Origin of the sequence: Pseudoalteromonas sp. US3C1013 (assembly GCF_048401115.1) — a bacterium.
Classification (GTDB): Bacteria; Pseudomonadota; Gammaproteobacteria; order Enterobacterales; family Alteromonadaceae; genus Pseudoalteromonas; species Pseudoalteromonas undina.
Genome location: NZ_CP183075.1, coordinates 1,237,982 through 1,253,595, shown reverse-complemented (window position 1 = coordinate 1,253,595; position 15,614 = coordinate 1,237,982). Strand labels below are relative to the sequence as shown.

General features: G+C 40.3%; 15 protein-coding genes. 3 read left to right on the top strand and 12 right to left on the bottom strand.

Annotated elements, in window-relative coordinates:
* Window positions 1-39: 39 nt before the first annotated feature.
* On the bottom strand, window positions 40-432 hold the full coding sequence (locus tag ACNSN2_RS05795; protein ID WP_055011852.1) for a hypothetical protein: 393 nt from the start codon (window positions 430-432) through the stop codon (window positions 40-42).
* Window positions 420-542: a hypothetical protein gene (locus tag ACNSN2_RS05790; protein ID WP_418608754.1), complete on the bottom strand. Its 123-nt coding sequence runs from the start codon at window positions 540-542 to the stop codon at window positions 420-422. Before ACNSN2_RS05790 ends, ACNSN2_RS05795 begins: the two co-directional genes overlap by 13 nt.
* 559 nt (window positions 543-1,101) lie before the next feature.
* Between ACNSN2_RS05790 and ACNSN2_RS05785 the strand changes: the two genes are divergently transcribed.
* Complete coding sequence (locus ACNSN2_RS05785; RefSeq protein ID WP_418608753.1) at window positions 1,102-2,214, top strand: response regulator; 1,113 nt, start codon at window positions 1,102-1,104, stop codon at window positions 2,212-2,214.
* 280 nt (window positions 2,215-2,494) lie between these two features.
* Here ACNSN2_RS05785 and ACNSN2_RS05780 read toward each other — a convergent pair whose 3' ends face one another.
* From ACNSN2_RS05780 to lrp, 9 genes are all read right to left on the bottom strand, one after another.
* Window positions 2,495-2,821 carry a YggL family protein gene (locus ACNSN2_RS05780; RefSeq protein WP_418608752.1) on the bottom strand — a complete coding sequence of 109 codons (327 nt, stop codon included), beginning with the start codon at window positions 2,819-2,821 and terminating at the stop codon, window positions 2,495-2,497.
* A 398-nt stretch (window positions 2,822-3,219) separates the two neighbouring features.
* Complete coding sequence (locus tag ACNSN2_RS05775; RefSeq protein ID WP_418608751.1) at window positions 3,220-3,843, bottom strand: hypothetical protein; 624 nt, start codon at window positions 3,841-3,843, stop codon at window positions 3,220-3,222.
* A 132-nt stretch (window positions 3,844-3,975) separates the two neighbouring features.
* Window positions 3,976-4,266: a hypothetical protein gene (locus tag ACNSN2_RS05770; RefSeq protein ID WP_418608750.1), complete on the bottom strand. Its 291-nt coding sequence runs from the start codon at window positions 4,264-4,266 to the stop codon at window positions 3,976-3,978.
* Window positions 4,267-4,727: 461 nt separating this feature from the next.
* Window positions 4,728-6,032, bottom strand: a complete 1,305-nt coding sequence (gene serS, locus ACNSN2_RS05765; protein ID WP_008110064.1) for a serine--tRNA ligase — start codon at window positions 6,030-6,032, stop codon at window positions 4,728-4,730.
* Between the two features lie 9 nt (window positions 6,033-6,041).
* Entirely contained in the window at window positions 6,042-6,422 is a 381-nt protein-coding gene (gene crcB / locus ACNSN2_RS05760; RefSeq protein WP_010389726.1) for a fluoride efflux transporter CrcB, read from the bottom strand.
* Entirely contained in the window at window positions 6,415-7,758 is a 1,344-nt protein-coding gene (locus ACNSN2_RS05755; RefSeq protein WP_418608749.1) for a replication-associated recombination protein A, read from the bottom strand. Before ACNSN2_RS05755 ends, crcB begins: the two co-directional genes overlap by 8 nt.
* Window positions 7,751-8,377: an outer membrane lipoprotein chaperone LolA gene (gene lolA / locus ACNSN2_RS05750; RefSeq protein ID WP_418608748.1), complete on the bottom strand. Its 627-nt coding sequence runs from the start codon at window positions 8,375-8,377 to the stop codon at window positions 7,751-7,753. Before lolA ends, ACNSN2_RS05755 begins: the two co-directional genes overlap by 8 nt.
* Window positions 8,377-10,866 carry a DNA translocase FtsK 4TM domain-containing protein gene (locus ACNSN2_RS05745; RefSeq protein ID WP_418608747.1) on the bottom strand — a complete coding sequence of 830 codons (2,490 nt, stop codon included), beginning with the start codon at window positions 10,864-10,866 and terminating at the stop codon, window positions 8,377-8,379. Before ACNSN2_RS05745 ends, lolA begins: the two co-directional genes overlap by 1 nt.
* A 196-nt stretch (window positions 10,867-11,062) precedes the next feature.
* Complete coding sequence (lrp, locus tag ACNSN2_RS05740; RefSeq protein WP_008110073.1) at window positions 11,063-11,542, bottom strand: leucine-responsive transcriptional regulator Lrp; 480 nt, start codon at window positions 11,540-11,542, stop codon at window positions 11,063-11,065.
* Window positions 11,543-11,681: 139 nt separating this feature from the next.
* Here lrp and ald point away from each other — a divergent pair, with 139 nt between their 5' ends.
* Window positions 11,682-12,803: an alanine dehydrogenase gene (gene ald / locus ACNSN2_RS05735; RefSeq protein WP_055011832.1), complete on the top strand. Its 1,122-nt coding sequence runs from the start codon at window positions 11,682-11,684 to the stop codon at window positions 12,801-12,803.
* Window positions 12,804-12,921: 118 nt separating this feature from the next.
* Here the strand turns inward: ald and pssA are convergent, their stop codons facing one another.
* Complete coding sequence (gene pssA / locus ACNSN2_RS05730; protein WP_418608746.1) at window positions 12,922-14,247, bottom strand: CDP-diacylglycerol--serine O-phosphatidyltransferase; 1,326 nt, start codon at window positions 14,245-14,247, stop codon at window positions 12,922-12,924.
* Between the two features lie 276 nt (window positions 14,248-14,523).
* Here pssA and trxB point away from each other — a divergent pair, with 276 nt between their 5' ends.
* Window positions 14,524-15,474, top strand: a complete 951-nt coding sequence (gene trxB / locus ACNSN2_RS05725) for a thioredoxin-disulfide reductase (RefSeq protein WP_008110078.1) — start codon at window positions 14,524-14,526, stop codon at window positions 15,472-15,474.
* Window positions 15,475-15,614 lie beyond the last annotated feature (140 nt).

The window sequence follows — 15,614 nt, the reverse complement described above, 5'->3', positions numbered from 1 at the left end:
TAAAGCCAGACCCTTTAGGGAAGCTTTACTAAAAGATTTTTATGGTGTGTTTAAATTAACTTTCCTCTCGCAGGCTTTTTGAAAATCATCTGGAGAAATTACGATTTGCCGCGTTGTATTTTTAACCTTCTTTTTTATCTCTTCTTTATTAAAAACTAAGTAACAGCCACTGCCGTCACTTATCTCAATTGAAGATAAACTTTTATCCATTATTTTTGATTCAATTGATGACTGTTCATATTGCCAAACGTTTACTTCACCTGCTTTTAATGGCATGCCCATTACCTGAGTACCGTACTCAGTTTTAAACACCACTTTAACCATTAATTCTTCAGCCGTAGAGTTTTTAACACTAGCCCAGTAAATACTTGAACATGAGCTCAATACAAAAGTTATTAGTAATCCAAAAATTAATACCTTTAATCTTTCCATAGAACCTCTGAACTCCAAATTAATCTTTTTATATCAACTTCAAGCGCTTCACTGCGTGTAATGCGTTGCTTCAAATTAGCGGTATTTTTTGTGTTATTGTAATACTTCATGAGATCAATCTTTCCTTGATTTGGATAACCTGGAGAAGATACTTTAACATTTTGAAGGAGAACATTTGTACTACCTTTATGACCCCAAGATAAATTAATACCTCCTACATACATAAGTATACAATGGCCAAACTCATGCGCTGAAACCCAGCGTATCGAGGATAAATACTTTAAACTATTGAGTGAGCTCAGCCCATTGATTATGCCAATCCCATTTTGTGGTTGGGTAACCATGGATCAGTAATAAACTCAGCGCTCCCTCTTCCCCTTGCACATGATATCTAATCTCATGACCTTGAAGTTCAAACGTCGATTGGCTCTTATGCCACGAAGCTAATAGTAAGTAATTATTGTAGTGTTACTAATGACATTCATGACGATTTCGGCGCATTTATAGGATTATAAACAAATGAATAAAGTATCTATCATAATAAACTTTTAATGTGGTGTTACTTAAGTGCTCCATGAAAATGTACATGAATTTATTATTTGCGGGTAGCCATTTCCATGACTAATATCATTTAAGATAGGACGACAATAACGAAATTAAGGAGTCAAAGTGAAAATATTGTCCGTTGACGATAACCCTCAAAATAGAAACATCATGGAAATTGCGCTTTCTAAGCAACACGATATTGCTTCATCTGATGGAACCGAGCCAATATTAGCACTAATGGAACAGCACCAGCCACAAGTCGTCTTAATGGATATTTTACTTAGTAATGGCCTTACTGGTTATGATTTAGTTGAACAAATAAAACAATCCGGTGAATACGATGATTGCGAAATTATATTTATATCCGCTTTAACATCAAGTGAAGACAAACTCACAGCATATGGGTATGGCGGCGATGATTATATTGCCAAGCCAGTAGACTTTAAGGAACTTAACGAAAAGTTAAAGCGTGTTGAACTGCGTATTACAGAGCGAAATAATCTAAAAGAAATGTACGATGTTGCCTCTACAACTGCTTTTACGTCAATGCAACAAGCAAGTGAACTCGGAGAGTTAGTTTCATTCTTTACTGACAACCTTGACGTAACCGATTTAGATACATTATTTGCTAACGTACAGCAGTACTTTACCAATGCAGGCGCTAGCTGCTGTGTAGAGTTTAGGGTAGCAAACCAATATCACCAATTTCCAAAACAAACTATTTCTGAACTGGAAAAAGAAATTCTTGAACTGGGAAGAAGAGCAAAACGAATAGTGCCATTTAGCTCTAACTTATTATTTAACGCGCCTGCTTGCTCAATACTTGTAAAAGGAATAAATGCAAAAGACGAAGGCTTACTCGGACGACTTCGAGATAATTTTGCTATTTTACTTACTATTATAGAAAGCCGAATGGAATTTATTGAACAGCAATTAGAAAAAGCGACGATACGTCAACAAGCTTTAAACATCCTCAAGAGCCAACTTGCTGATGATTTTAGTACCATAAAAAAGCTATGCTCAGAGCAAGATAAGCAAGTAAAAATACTCGTTAATGATTTATCTCAAGCTATACAATCAAAAATGATCACTCTAGGTTTGGATGAAGAGCAAGAGTCGGAGCTAGTAGGATTAGTTGATGAAACGAAAGAAATTGTAGAAGAAACCTTAGTCCTGTCTTTTACACTAGAAGAAAAATTACAAGCCATAACAAAACGCTTAAAAGCAGTTGAATAAATTAAGTACAATTTATAGACTGAGCTCGATAGAACCGTAGAACTTTGCTGGGTGGCGCCTTCGGCTTAACCAACCTACCTTTTAACGTAGGTCGGATAAGTGGCGAAGCCACGCCATCCGACAAAAATGATGAATTTACTTGAGACAACCCTACTTATCACGCCGTGCTTAATATGCAAAATAGCGGCTTAAATTAAGCCGCAATAAGATTTAAGTTCTGATATATGAAGTTAATATTTGCTCATTTTGGTCTTCAACCAAATAATCTTTAGATAAATCATTACACTCCGTAGTTTGCATCAACTAATTGACTAACAACAATATTTGAAATATTTTCTTTAGACTTTAACCAAAGCTCAACTTCTTCTCTATCTTGATTAGTCGCCGAACCATAACGATGAACAGAACAAATAAAACCACTAAATGACTTACAGTCACCTCCACCAGCAATACAAAGTTTTCTTTTATTAATGAATTCTAAAAGCTCATCTAGTAATAAATCAAATTCCGCTTCAGTAGCATTTAAATTACAAGTAAATTCAAAACCTAGAATAGCAAATTCATCTAAATACAATTTCTTGCGTAATCGTCTACTTTTAGTACTCATAAATATCCTTTGGCATATGACGCCAACTTATTAACCTGCCAATGATGTACGTAGAATAAATTATAAAGAAACAAAATCCAAAGATAATTTTAATATTTAACAAATAGTTAGAACTTAACTAATTACGCTCAATTGTTACCTGAGTACTTTTTAATGAAAATATTTATTCACAAAAAGGGTAAGAGACGCTGCGCTTTTAGAAGAAAACAGCGGCTTGAATTAAGCCGCTTTTTTGCAACTACCATGGCACCCTGCTCGCTATTCATACAGTTTAAAACTTAGTTTGAAACCATTAGAAGTACATAATTGATAGTGGGTGTCTGCATTAGTTTTATGAGGAGGTGTCTACTAAAACGGGGGGTAGAGCAGCAGTCCCGCTTTAACTGCTAGTTATTAGCCTATTTCCCCGCGATTTTTAGTCCTTGTACAGCTGCTGCCATATGTTTAGCTTGTTGCTCACTAACCATTAAAGTAGTTCTATAAAAAGTACAGTTTTCAACAGTGCAATTCTTTAAAACAATAATACCAGTGAGAAATGTATTTTCTGGTAATGGGATTAAATCACCTGTTTCATTGAAATTAGTATTAACAAAGTTCCCTCCCATTAATGCAATTGCAGCAGGACCGACAAACGAGCAACCTTTGAAGTGTTTGTTTTCATGAACTTGCACCCCTGGAACTCTAAGCTCTTCAATTGGAATAATTTGGTCTTTAAAACTGTCTTGTAATGGGTTTATGTGGTTTTTAGGTTGGCTAACTGAACGAGTATATTCTGCATGTGCAGATTTACTCTCAGCTGATTTAATTAAGTAAAAAATGAGAGTGACAATCGTTGCGCATATAAGCCCAACAACAACCCAACCTAGCTTTCCGAAATCTTTAAAAAATGGAGCGTCAGCTGCAAGTAAAGCAGTAGTTGTTCCACTACCACCAATTAATAGAATAGTTACCAATTTCCAGATCCAATCAGCTGTAGACATTCCATTAGAAAAAATCGAAATTGAATTTAAAAATTTATTCATAATACTCCATATGATGTTGAATCGATTAGGCTTATAACGTCCCAATAAAGGACTAAAAATTGTTTGCTAAAATGTTGAGGAACGAAGCAGCAAACTGTTTTTAGTCCCTCTTAATTGGCTTGTTATAAGCACTTACGCTTTAAATTTATCAAGCTTATCTAAGTTGTTAAATGTTAAGAAAAACGAAACAACACCTAGCTCAATTAAAAAGATATAACTTACAGTAGCTCCAGATAAGCCTGCATAAAAGAATCCTGTTAATGCACAACCAAATATACATGACACAAGCATTGTAAATTTAAAATTCACTTTATGTTTTTGTAACTCTATTTCTTTAGATAGATTGGGATAAGCCCAGCGAAGAGCACCTCCGCCAAATGATCCCAACACAACGCATTTAAATAGTTCTGGAAATAAATCCATTTCATGCTCCTTTTAAGCAAAATAATAAGAAGCTCCCTATTATTCACATACTTAAAAAGAAAACACTAAAAAGGTGAACATTTGGCAAAAAACTCAGAATACCCTGTGCTTATAACAACTTTGTATCCGACATTTGTCGTTTTATAAACCGAAAAATGTCTAAATTTTACAATTAATCTAATGTAACCAGCGAATAAGCACATGTAAACAATTAGTTACCTCTCACCTAAATTTACTGGATGCAGAAAAACACCAAAATGGTAGAGATCAGTAATATTGGACAAAAAGTGTTGTGCAAAGAACAATAGAGGCAGGTTTATTATTTTTACTGACAAGTAGCGTAACTTAGACTTTTACTTTCGCCTTTCTCCTTTTCCCTTTTACCCACAAAAAAAGCCGCTGTTCGTTAAAACAGCGGCTTTCTTTCTAAAGCTTATAGCTAAAAACTGACAGCTAGTATTTTACGCTTTACCAATCACTTCAAGTCCACCCATGTATGGACGAAGCACTTCTGGTACGACTACTGAGCCGTCGGCTTGTTGGTAGTTTTCTAGTATGGCTACAAGCGTACGACCAACCGCTAAACCCGAGCCGTTCAGTGTGTGTAAAAGCTCTGGTTTTTTAGCGCCTTCACGACGAAAACGCGCTTGCATACGGCGTGCTTGGAAATCAACCATGTTTGAACATGATGAGATTTCGCGGTACGTGTCTTGCGCTGGTAACCATACTTCTAAATCGTATGTTTTAGCAGCGCCAAAGCCCATGTCGCCCATACATAAAATTACTTTACGGTATGGTAATTCCAGCGCTTGAAGTATTTGCTCAGCATGGCCTGTTAGCTCTTCGAGTGCTTGCATTGAATCTTCTGGTTTTACAAGTTGTACTAGTTCTACTTTATCAAACTGGTGCTGACGGATTAAACCACGTGTATCGCGACCGTAGCTGCCTGCTTCACTTCTAAAACATGGTGTGTGCGCTGTTAGGCGAATAGGTAAATCGCTTTCTTCGTAAATTTCATCACGGGCGCTGTTGGTAAGCGGTACTTCTGCTGTAGGAATAAGGCTAAAACCAGCTTGTTGCTCGCCATCATCGTTCACTAGGCCTAATGTGTGGAATAAATCGCCCGCAAACTTAGGTAATTGGCTGGTGCCGTAAAGGCTTGCGCTATTAACTAAGTACGGTACATACATTTCTGTGTAGCCGTTTGTGTCTGTGTGGGTGTCTAGCATGTATTGGGTAAGTGCACGGTGCATACGTGCTACTTGGCCGCGCATTACTGTAAAACGCGCGCCACTAATTTTAACGCCCATTTCAAAGTCTAAGCCGTTTAGGTCTTGCCCTACGTCAACGTGGTCTTTAACTTCAAAATCGTACTTTTTAGGGGTGCCCCACGTTAAAATTTCTACGTTGTCGTCTTCGTCAGCGCCTTCTGGTACCGACTCGTCCGGTAAATTTGGAATTGCTAAGGCAATTTGTTTAATTGCTTCTAACACTTCGTCTTGCTCAGCTTTAGCTGCGTCTAATTCGCTGCCTAAGTTAGCCACTGCGTCTAGCAATGGCTGTGCGTCTTCGCCTTTTGCTTTTGCTTGACCAATGGCTTTAGCACTGGCATTACGTTGACTTTGAAGTTCTTGCGTTTTTACTTGTAATGTTTTGCGTTTTTCTTCAAGTTCAGTCACTACCGCTACATCTAGTTCATAACCACGTGCGGCTAAACGTGCTGCAGTTTGTTCGACATCTTGACGTAAATATTTAGAATCTAACATGTTAGTTTTTTAACCTTTTTGCATTACTAGCTGAAGGCCCAGCCAAGCCATAAAAATACACACCATCACGTTTAAGATGATATTGAGGGCCATTTTAATAAAGTGACCTTGTTGTAATAACAACAACGAATCCATTGAGAATGTTGAAAAGGTGGTTAACGCACCTAAAAAGCCAATTCCGATGAGGGTTTTAGCGGGACTCACGGCAATAACCTGCTTATCGATTAAACCGTACAAAATGCCCATCAACAATGAACCCAGAATATTAACCGTCAACGTGCCAAAAGGGAATCCCCTACCGAGGAGTTTTAGCATGGTTTCGCTAATAAAAAACCGTAAACAGGCTCCTGACGCTCCGCCAAGGGCTATCATCATGTAAAGTTTAATCATGCTCATAACGTTTTATTGGGCTTTGTGCGTCGCGCTCTTTTAAATAATCGAGCTTTTGTTTAATTTTTTGCTCAAGTCCACGATCACTTGGCTGGTAGTATTGTTTGCCATCCATTTCTGGCGGTAGGTATTTTTCGCCAGCAGCAAATGCGCCTTCTTCGTTATGCGCGTAACGATACTCTGCGCCATACCCTAAGTCTTTCATTAAATTGGTGGGGGCATTACGTAAATGCTCTGGTACCGGGTAGCTTGGCTCGTTTTTAGCGTCCTGTTTGGCTTGGTTAAACGCCATATAAACCGCATTACTTTTAGGTGCACTGGCTAAATATAAGGTGGCCTGTGCAATGGCGCGCTCACCTTCGCTTGGGCCAACACGCTGAAAAATATCCCATGCGTTTAAAGCCACTTCCATGGCTCGTGGATCGGCGTTACCAATGTCTTCTGTAGCAATTGCTAATAAGCGCCTTGCAACATAAAGCGGGTCGCCGCCACCGGCTAAAATACGGCAGTACCAATAAAGCGCACCATCGGGCGAACTGCCTCGCACCGATTTATGAAACGCCGAAATTAAATCGTAAAATTCATCGCCGCCTTTATCATACTTGGCTAAGTGGGTGGGCAGTACTTGGCTCAGTACGTGTTCGTCTACGTTGTACTTGCCTTTTTGCTCGGTGGTTAAATCTACCGCTTGCTCAAGTAAATTAAGTACTTTACGGGCATCGCCACCGCTTGCTTGGCACAGCGCTTGTTTAGCGTTGTCAGCAATCACAATGTGTTTTTGGCTTAATTGCTCGTCTTGTTTGAGCGCGCGCTCTATTACTGTGTATAAATCGCTTTCTTGCAAGGATTTTAATACATACACCCTTGCGCGAGACAAAATCGCGTTATTAAGCGCAAACGACGGATTTTCGGTAGTCGCGCCTACAAATATAAAAGTGCCATCTTCAATGTGGGGTAAAAACGCATCTTGCTGAGACTTATTAAAGCGGTGTACTTCGTCAACAAACATTAGAGTACGCTGGCCGCGGCTTTGTAAGTTATCGCGCGCTTGGGTTACGCTATCGCGAATATCTTTTACGCCAGCGGTTACTGCCGACATTTGAATTAGTTCAGCGTCGGCATGGTTGGCAATAATTTGCGCCAGCGTAGTTTTACCTACCCCCGGCGGCCCCCATAAAATTAAACTATGGCAGCGCCCTGCAACAATGGCTTGATGCAGCGGTTTGTCGTTACTTAGTAAATGCTGCTGCCCTATGTAATCGTTAAGCGATAAAGGGCGCATACGCGCAGCGAGTGGACGTACATCGGGCCCAAAGTTAAAACCTAAATTACTCACCGTTACTCTGATCGTCTATTTCTACACCCGCTGGCGGGGTAAATTCAAAAGTTGTTTTATCAAGCTCAGTATTAACCTGTGCATTGCTAAATATAAACGCAGATAGCTGGCCTGAGTTATCTTTAACTACCAGTTTTGCAAGCCCTTTTTCGTTATCAGCAAAAGTAATATCAAGCTGCTCTACTTGGCTTTCTACGCCTTTATTTGGGGTAATGCTAAAGCCTAAGTCGGTGGCAAGCACACTGTACTTTTCCCATTGCGCAGGGTCTTTAGAGGTGAGCAATATAAACGGTGTAGAGTCAATTAAACCGCTGGTTTTCATGATGGTTACTTGCTCAGCAAAGCTATCAAAGTAATAGGTTTTATCGCCGTTTGACACAAATAAAGTGTCGTCTGGGTTAGTTTGCTGCCAGCGAATCATCAATGGCTGTTGCAGCGCAATATTGCCTTGGCCTTGCATTACCAGTTGGCCTTCACCGTCGGTTACGTTTTGTTTAAATTGTGCTTTAAAGCTTTTTAAGGTCGATAACTTATCTTGTAATGCTTGGCTGTCGTCAGCAAAGCTGGGCATAACCACTAAACTGCCTAATACTAATAATAAACTACTTAATTTTTTCATTAATTTGCTCCATTAGGTACTAATACATCGCGTGCGCCGTTGTGTCCTGGTGCACTCACGATACCTGATGTTTCCATTTGTTCTACTAAACGTGCAGCACGGTTATAGCCTACACGTAATTTACGTTGCACTGATGATACCGAGACTTTGCCGGTTTCTATTACAAAGGCAACCGCTTCGTCGTATAACGGATCTGACTCTTCATCGCCATTTTCACTGGCTTCCCCTGGTAATAAAATATCTTCAGTGGCATCGCCATTTAAAATCTCGTCTATGTAATTTGGTTTAGCACGGGCTTTCCAATCGTTTACTACAGCATGTACTTCATGGTCGTCTACAAACGCGCCATGCACACGCTCTGGCACACTGGTGCCTGGCGGTAAATAAAGCATGTCACCCATGCCTAATAAGTTTTCTGCGCCTTGTTGATCAAGTATGGTGCGCGAGTCTATTTTACTTGATACCTGAAACGCCATACGTGTAGGTATATTCGCTTTTATTAAACCGGTTATTACATCAACCGACGGACGCTGCGTTGCCAAAATTAAGTGAATACCCGCAGCACGCGCTTTTTGCGCAATACGAGCAATTAGCTCTTCAACTTTTTTACCTACAATCATCATCATGTCGGCAAATTCGTCAATAACCACCACTATGCTAGGTAATTTATCTAGCTCATCTGGGCCGTCTTTCATGCCATCGGTGTCTTTAAATAATGGATCCATTATTGGGTAGCCCGCTTCTTTGGCTTCCATTACTTTTTGGTTATAACCTTTTAAGTTACGTACACCTAAAGCCGACATCAGCTTATAGCGGCGTTCCATTTCACCTACACACCAACGCAGCGCGTTAGCGGCTTCTTTCATGTCGGTTACAACTTCACACAATAAATGCGGAATACCTTCGTAAACAGAAAGCTCAAGCATTTTCGGGTCAATCATGATCATACGAACATCTTCTGGGCCCGATTTATACAGTAAGCTTAATATCATTACATTAACGCCCACTGACTTACCTGAACCGGTTGTACCGGCAACTAATAAATGTGGCATTTTACCTAGGTCAGCACACACAGGTTGCCCTGCAATATCTTTACCAAGCACCATGGTTAATGGCGATGGGTTTTGCTCAAACTTAGGTGCGTTTATCACTTCTGATAAACGTACAATTTCACGGTATTTATTAGGCAGCTCAATACCGATATAGGTTTTACCCGGAATAACTTCAACCACTCGCACACTAATTGCCGATAGCGAGCGCGCTAAATCTTTTGACAGCCCAGTAATTTTAGACACCTTAATACCCGGTGCTAAATCAAGCTCAAAACGGGTAACAACAGGCCCAGGGTAAACTCCAACCACGGTTGCTTGCACGTTAAAATCGAGTAGTTTTGTTTCTACAAGGCGCGATACACTATCAAGCTCTTCTTGCGAAATTGGATTTTTTGCTTTGTCGGGTCTGTCTAGTAAATCCAATGATGGCAATGGCCCCGGAGGTGGCTCTTGCTCTAATAATTGCTCAAACTTCTCTTTGGCAGTTGGCGGCGGTTGAAACCCTGATTTTGGCTTGTTAATGGGTCTTGCTGGTGAAACCACGGTTGTAGCTGGTTTTTCAGGTTCAACCACTGGGCTTTGATCCAGCGCATTAAGCGCCGCTTCTGTGTCCATAGGTTCATCGTCTATGGCGCTAAAACTAATTTCTTGATCGAGTATTTGGTCGAGTTCGTCAAACGGCATAAACTCGTCGTCTTGCGGCGCGTTTACTTTAGTTGCGGGTTTATCGATTGCTTTGGGTTTGTCTGCTGTTTTATTAGCAAGTTCAGGTTCTTGTTGTCGTGTGTCGTCTTCAAAATAGGCATCGGGTTGCTCGTCTTGTACTTTACCTGCAATGTGCTCGCGCTGCATCCAACCTCGAGCATAGGTGACCAAAAAGCGGTATAACCTAACTATTAAGTCACCTAAATAATCAACAAATTGTACCCACGACACACCTGTTAATAGGGTTAACCCTGCAAAAAAGAAACACAGCAGTAAAATAGAGGTACCGGTAAAATTAAACGCTGGCATCATCGCCGATGCAATCACATCGCCCACCACCCCACCGGATGAAAAATTATAAATATCATCAAAATTAATACTGCTAATAGCGGTTGCTGAGGTAATAAACAGCGCAAAGCCAATAATGCGTAATCCAAGTGTGGTGTAATCGAGTTGCAAAATACGGTGTGGCTGCTTAAACACTAAATAGCCAAGCAGCTGAATGGCCGCTGGCACAAAATAGGCAAGCCAACCAAAGGTAAGAAGTAAAATGTCGGCCACCCACGCGCCCGCCGTACCTGTGATATTTTGTACATTGGTAAACTCACCCGTTTGCGACCAAGCAGGATCGGCAGGATGAAAACTAATTAAAGCACATAAAATAAATACCGCTGCAAAGGTGCTGACGATGAGCCCCGTTTCTAATAGTCTTTGTACACCGTTTAGGCGCATAATTACCTATCCCTCATTATTATTTTTTACACTCACTTGGCAATAGAATACCTTAGCAGGAAATGTATTTTGATGCACTTTATCTTAACCATGATGGCCTGATTATGAACAAGTTTTTATTATTTAGTCGTACACTCATTAAAAAAGCAAAGTTGGCTGCAACAATAAAAGTATATTAAAGGCTGTTACTTTATCATTAAGCAACAAAAGGACGAATAACAACGCCTTCTTCACCTTTTACTTCTTCCATCACCACGTAGGTACGACTTTCACTCACATTGGGCAGCTTTAATAATATATCACCGAGTACGCCTCGGTATTCTGACATATCGTTAACCCGGGTTTTTAATAAAAAGTCGAAATTACCCGAAACCAAATGACATTCTATAATTTCTTCGTGTTTTCTAACAGCAGCACTGAACTCTTCAAACACGTCGGGCGATGTTTTGGTAATGGTTACTTCCACATACACAGAAAGCCCTTGACCAAGCTTGGCAGGATCAACCACTGCTTTATAGCCTAAAATATACCCTTCTCGCTCTAGCTTTTTCACTCGCTCTAGACAGGGCGTGGCGCTTAGGCCAACTCGTCGGGCCAGTTCAACATTTGACAGGCGGCCATCAAGTTGTAATTCGACTAAAATTTTGCGATCAATACGGTCTAATAAGTTATGCATGGCTTTTTAGTTTTTTATTCTAATAAAATTAATTTTACAGATACTAACACTATAAAGGACTTAAAAAAAGGTGAGACACACTACCCTAGCATGAATATAATAGTGGAAAATTTTTATCCCGTTCTAACAAGGCAAAATTATGATTATTGGTGTACCTAAAGAAATTAAAAACCACGAGTACCGTGTAGGTATGGTTCCTGCGAGTGTTCGCGAACTTGTAAATCACGGCCACCAAGTGATTGTTGAAACGAATGCTGGTATGGGCATTGGTTTTACAAATGATGATTATGTTCAAGCAGGCGCTGAAATTTTAGAAACAGCTGCTGACGTTTTTGCAAAAGCAGAAATGATCATCAAGGTAAAAGAGCCACAAGCTGTTGAGCGTGCAATGTTACGTGAAGACCAAATTCTTTTCACTTACCTTCACCTTGCACCGGATCTTCCACAAACTGAAGACCTTGTTAAAAGTAAAGCAATCTGTATTGCTTATGAAACAGTAACTGATGCACGCGGCGGTTTACCACTATTGGCACCAATGAGTGAAGTAGCGGGCCGTATGTCTATTCAAGCAGGTGCACAAGCGCTAGAAAAAGCAAACCACGGTCGTGGTATGTTACTAGGTGGTGTACCAGGTGTTGAGCCAGCTAAAGTTGTTGTTATTGGTGGCGGCATGGTTGGTCGTAGCGCTGCACAAATGGCGGTTGGCTTAGGTGCTGAGGTTGTTGTACTTGACCGTAACATCGACGTACTACGTGCACTAGACGCACAGTTTGGTAACAAAGTTAAAGCTATTTACTCAACAGCTGATGCGCTTGAAAAGCACGTATTAGAAGCTGACCTAGTAATTGGTGGCGTGCTTATCCCAGGTGCTGCTGCACCTAAACTAGTGACTGCTGAACACATTAAAGCAATGAAGCCAGGTGCTGCTATTGTTGATGTTGCGATTGACCAAGGTGGTTGTATTGCAACCTCTAAAGCAACTACGCACGCTGATCCTACTTTCATCGTTGATGAAGTTGTTCACTACTGTGTTGCTAACATGCCTGGTGCTGTTCCACGTACATCTACATTTGCACTTAATAATGCAACATTACCGTTCATCATTAACCTTGCAAACAAAGGTTACAAAAAAGCACTACTAGATGACGCTCACTTCTTAAAAGGCTTAAACGTAATTAAAGGCCAAGTAACATACAAAGAAGTAGCTGAAGCGTTCAACATGGAATATGTTGACCCACGCACTGCAGTAGAAAACGCGTAACTATTATTGTTACCGCTTATACCTAAGCCATAATTTAGGTATAAGCATTAAAAAAGCAGCTAATTAGCTGCTTTTTTTGTATCTAAATTTTAGGGTCTGTGGTCAACAGACCCAAGTGTTATATAAATCGTTTAATAATAAAATCGACTTTTACGCGCTTAGCTTGACCAAGTAGCTTTTTCACTGGCTGCGGGTAATCGCTCATGGTTTCTAAATCATCTGGACCGGTTAAACGACGACAATGCTTTAAAATTTCTTGGCGTTCATTATCAATGTCGCGCATGATAGATTGTTCAGGATCTTCTATCAGAATGCCATTTTCGATATCCAGCCCCCACGCGCGCGGATTTAGGTTATGCCCACTAAGTAAATGCACTTTACGGTCACAGCAAATCCCTTTTAGATGAAACGAGTTACTCTCGTGTTTCCAAAGGTATACGTTTAAGTTGCCATTATCTATGTGGCGTTTTTGCGATTTTACAAACTTATGTAAAATAGTTTCGTATAAATACGGTAACGCACCAATTTTACTAAATGGCTCGCTAGGTGGCAGGTAAAAATCGTTTGCAGTTTTATCGCCCACCACAATAGTGACTTGTTTACCTTGCTTTAATAGCCTGCGTAAAGAGCGCATTAATGGCGCCGGAAAATTAAAATACGGCGTGTATAACACCAGCTCTTGCTCGGTGGTATCAAATAACGCTTTAATTAAGCGATTAAGCTCATTATTACGACGGCCTAAACCTAAAAATAAACGAATGCCCATTGCATGAGTATTCAAGTTCTGCGCACTTTTATAGCTTGCCGATTTAAGCTCACGCATAAGTTGCTTTTGTTCAAGCTTAAAGTCAGCCATGCGTTTAAGCGGTCGTTGATCAATTCTTGGTACCGCTTCAGAGCTCAATAAAGTTGATTCGATAAAATCGACCACTGAGTCACATAATTCGCTTTGCGAGACTAAAAAGTAGCGATCGAGTCGGTATCGGTCGCTATATTGCAAATACACATTATTTAAACTGGCACCGCTGTAGAGCAATGTGTCGTCTATAACAAAGCCTTTTAAATGCAATACCCCAAACAGTTCTTTGGCTTTTACGGGAACACCATACACTTGAACGTTTGAATTAAACTTCTCTAAGCTGTCGCAATATAAGCTTGCATTGCCCTCTGACTTTTCTGCACCAATTAAACCACGCTGTGCGCGATGAAAATCAACCAGTACTTTAATTTCAAGCGAAGGGTTAGCTAACGATGCACTGTGTAGTGCGGCTAATATTTCACGACCCGCTTCATCATCTTGTAAGTAAAGTGTGGTGATATAAATTCGTTTTTTTGCGTTGGCAATTAAATCTAACAATTGCGTACGGTATTCTTGCGCATTGGTTAAGACGTTAACGTCTTTTGAAGTCAACCCAAATGCGGGTTTCTCTTGCCAAAATAACATAGTTGCCTATTCACTTAGGTCACATAATTAAGCAGTGACAAATCAAAATTAGTTAAAAGATAACAAAAAAAATCAGGCTGGTCATGAATTAACGTCGTTTTATTGGCTAACAGTCTATTTATTAGGCGGGGGCTGCCTTTAAAGCATTTACTAGTACACATTAATGAACAGCTTTGTAATTTGCGAAAAAAAATAATCTCATCTTTTATTTACTTCCTACTTGTTTTTCTTAGAATCGGGCGCATTAAAACCGTATTAAACGTTTAGGAAAAGATCATGACTGAAGCAAAACATTGTAAGTTACTTATTTTAGGTTCGGGCCCTGCAGGCTACACAGCCGCAGTTTACGCTGCACGTGCTAATTTAAACCCTGTTTTAATTACCGGTATTCAACAAGGTGGCCAGCTAACAACCACCACTGAAGTTGAAAACTGGCCTGGCGATGCACACGGTTTAACCGGCCCTGCATTAATGGATCGTATGAAAGAGCATGCAGAACGCTTTGAAACTGAAATTGTGTTCGACCACATCAACAAAGTTGACGTATCTAAGCGCCCTTTCACACTAACCGGTGACCAAGGTACTTACACATGTGATGCTTTAATTATTGCAACCGGTGCCTCTGCGAAATATTTAGGCTTAGAGTCTGAGACTAATTTCCAAGGCCGTGGTGTTTCTGCTTGTGCAACCTGTGACGGCTTTTTCTATAAAGGTCAAAAAGTAGCGGTTGTTGGTGGTGGTAACACAGCGGTTGAAGAAGCGTTATACCTATCTAACATTGCTGATGAAGTTCATGTTATTCACCGTCGTGACAGTTTCCGTAGTGAAAAAATTCTTGCTGACCGCCTTGCTGAAAAAGCTGCGAACGGTAATGTTGTAATGCACTACAACCGTACACTTGATGAAGTACTTGGTGACCAAATGGGTGTGACCGGCGTTCGCATTAAAGATGTGGCGTCAGATGCTACTGAAGAACTTGATTTAGCGGGTGTGTTTATTGCCATTGGCCATAAGCCAAACACCGATATGTTTGAAGGTCAGCTAGAAATGAAAGACGGCTACCTAGTGGTTGAATCTGGTCTAAACGGTAATGCAACCCAAACCAGTGTGCCAGGTGTATTTGCTGCTGGTGATGTATCTGACCATATTTACCGTCAAGCGATTACCTCTGCCGGTACTGGCTGTATGGCTGCACTTGATGCAGAACGCTTTTTAGATAATCTGTAATTTAGAATCTAAATTAAAAAAGGGCTGAATTTTCAGCCCTTTTTTATGCCCAAACATAACTGTACTCACACCAAAATTCATTGTACTTATAATTGAAATTAGTTTTATTTATACAATTAATGGCTTAGGTGCGATAGGAT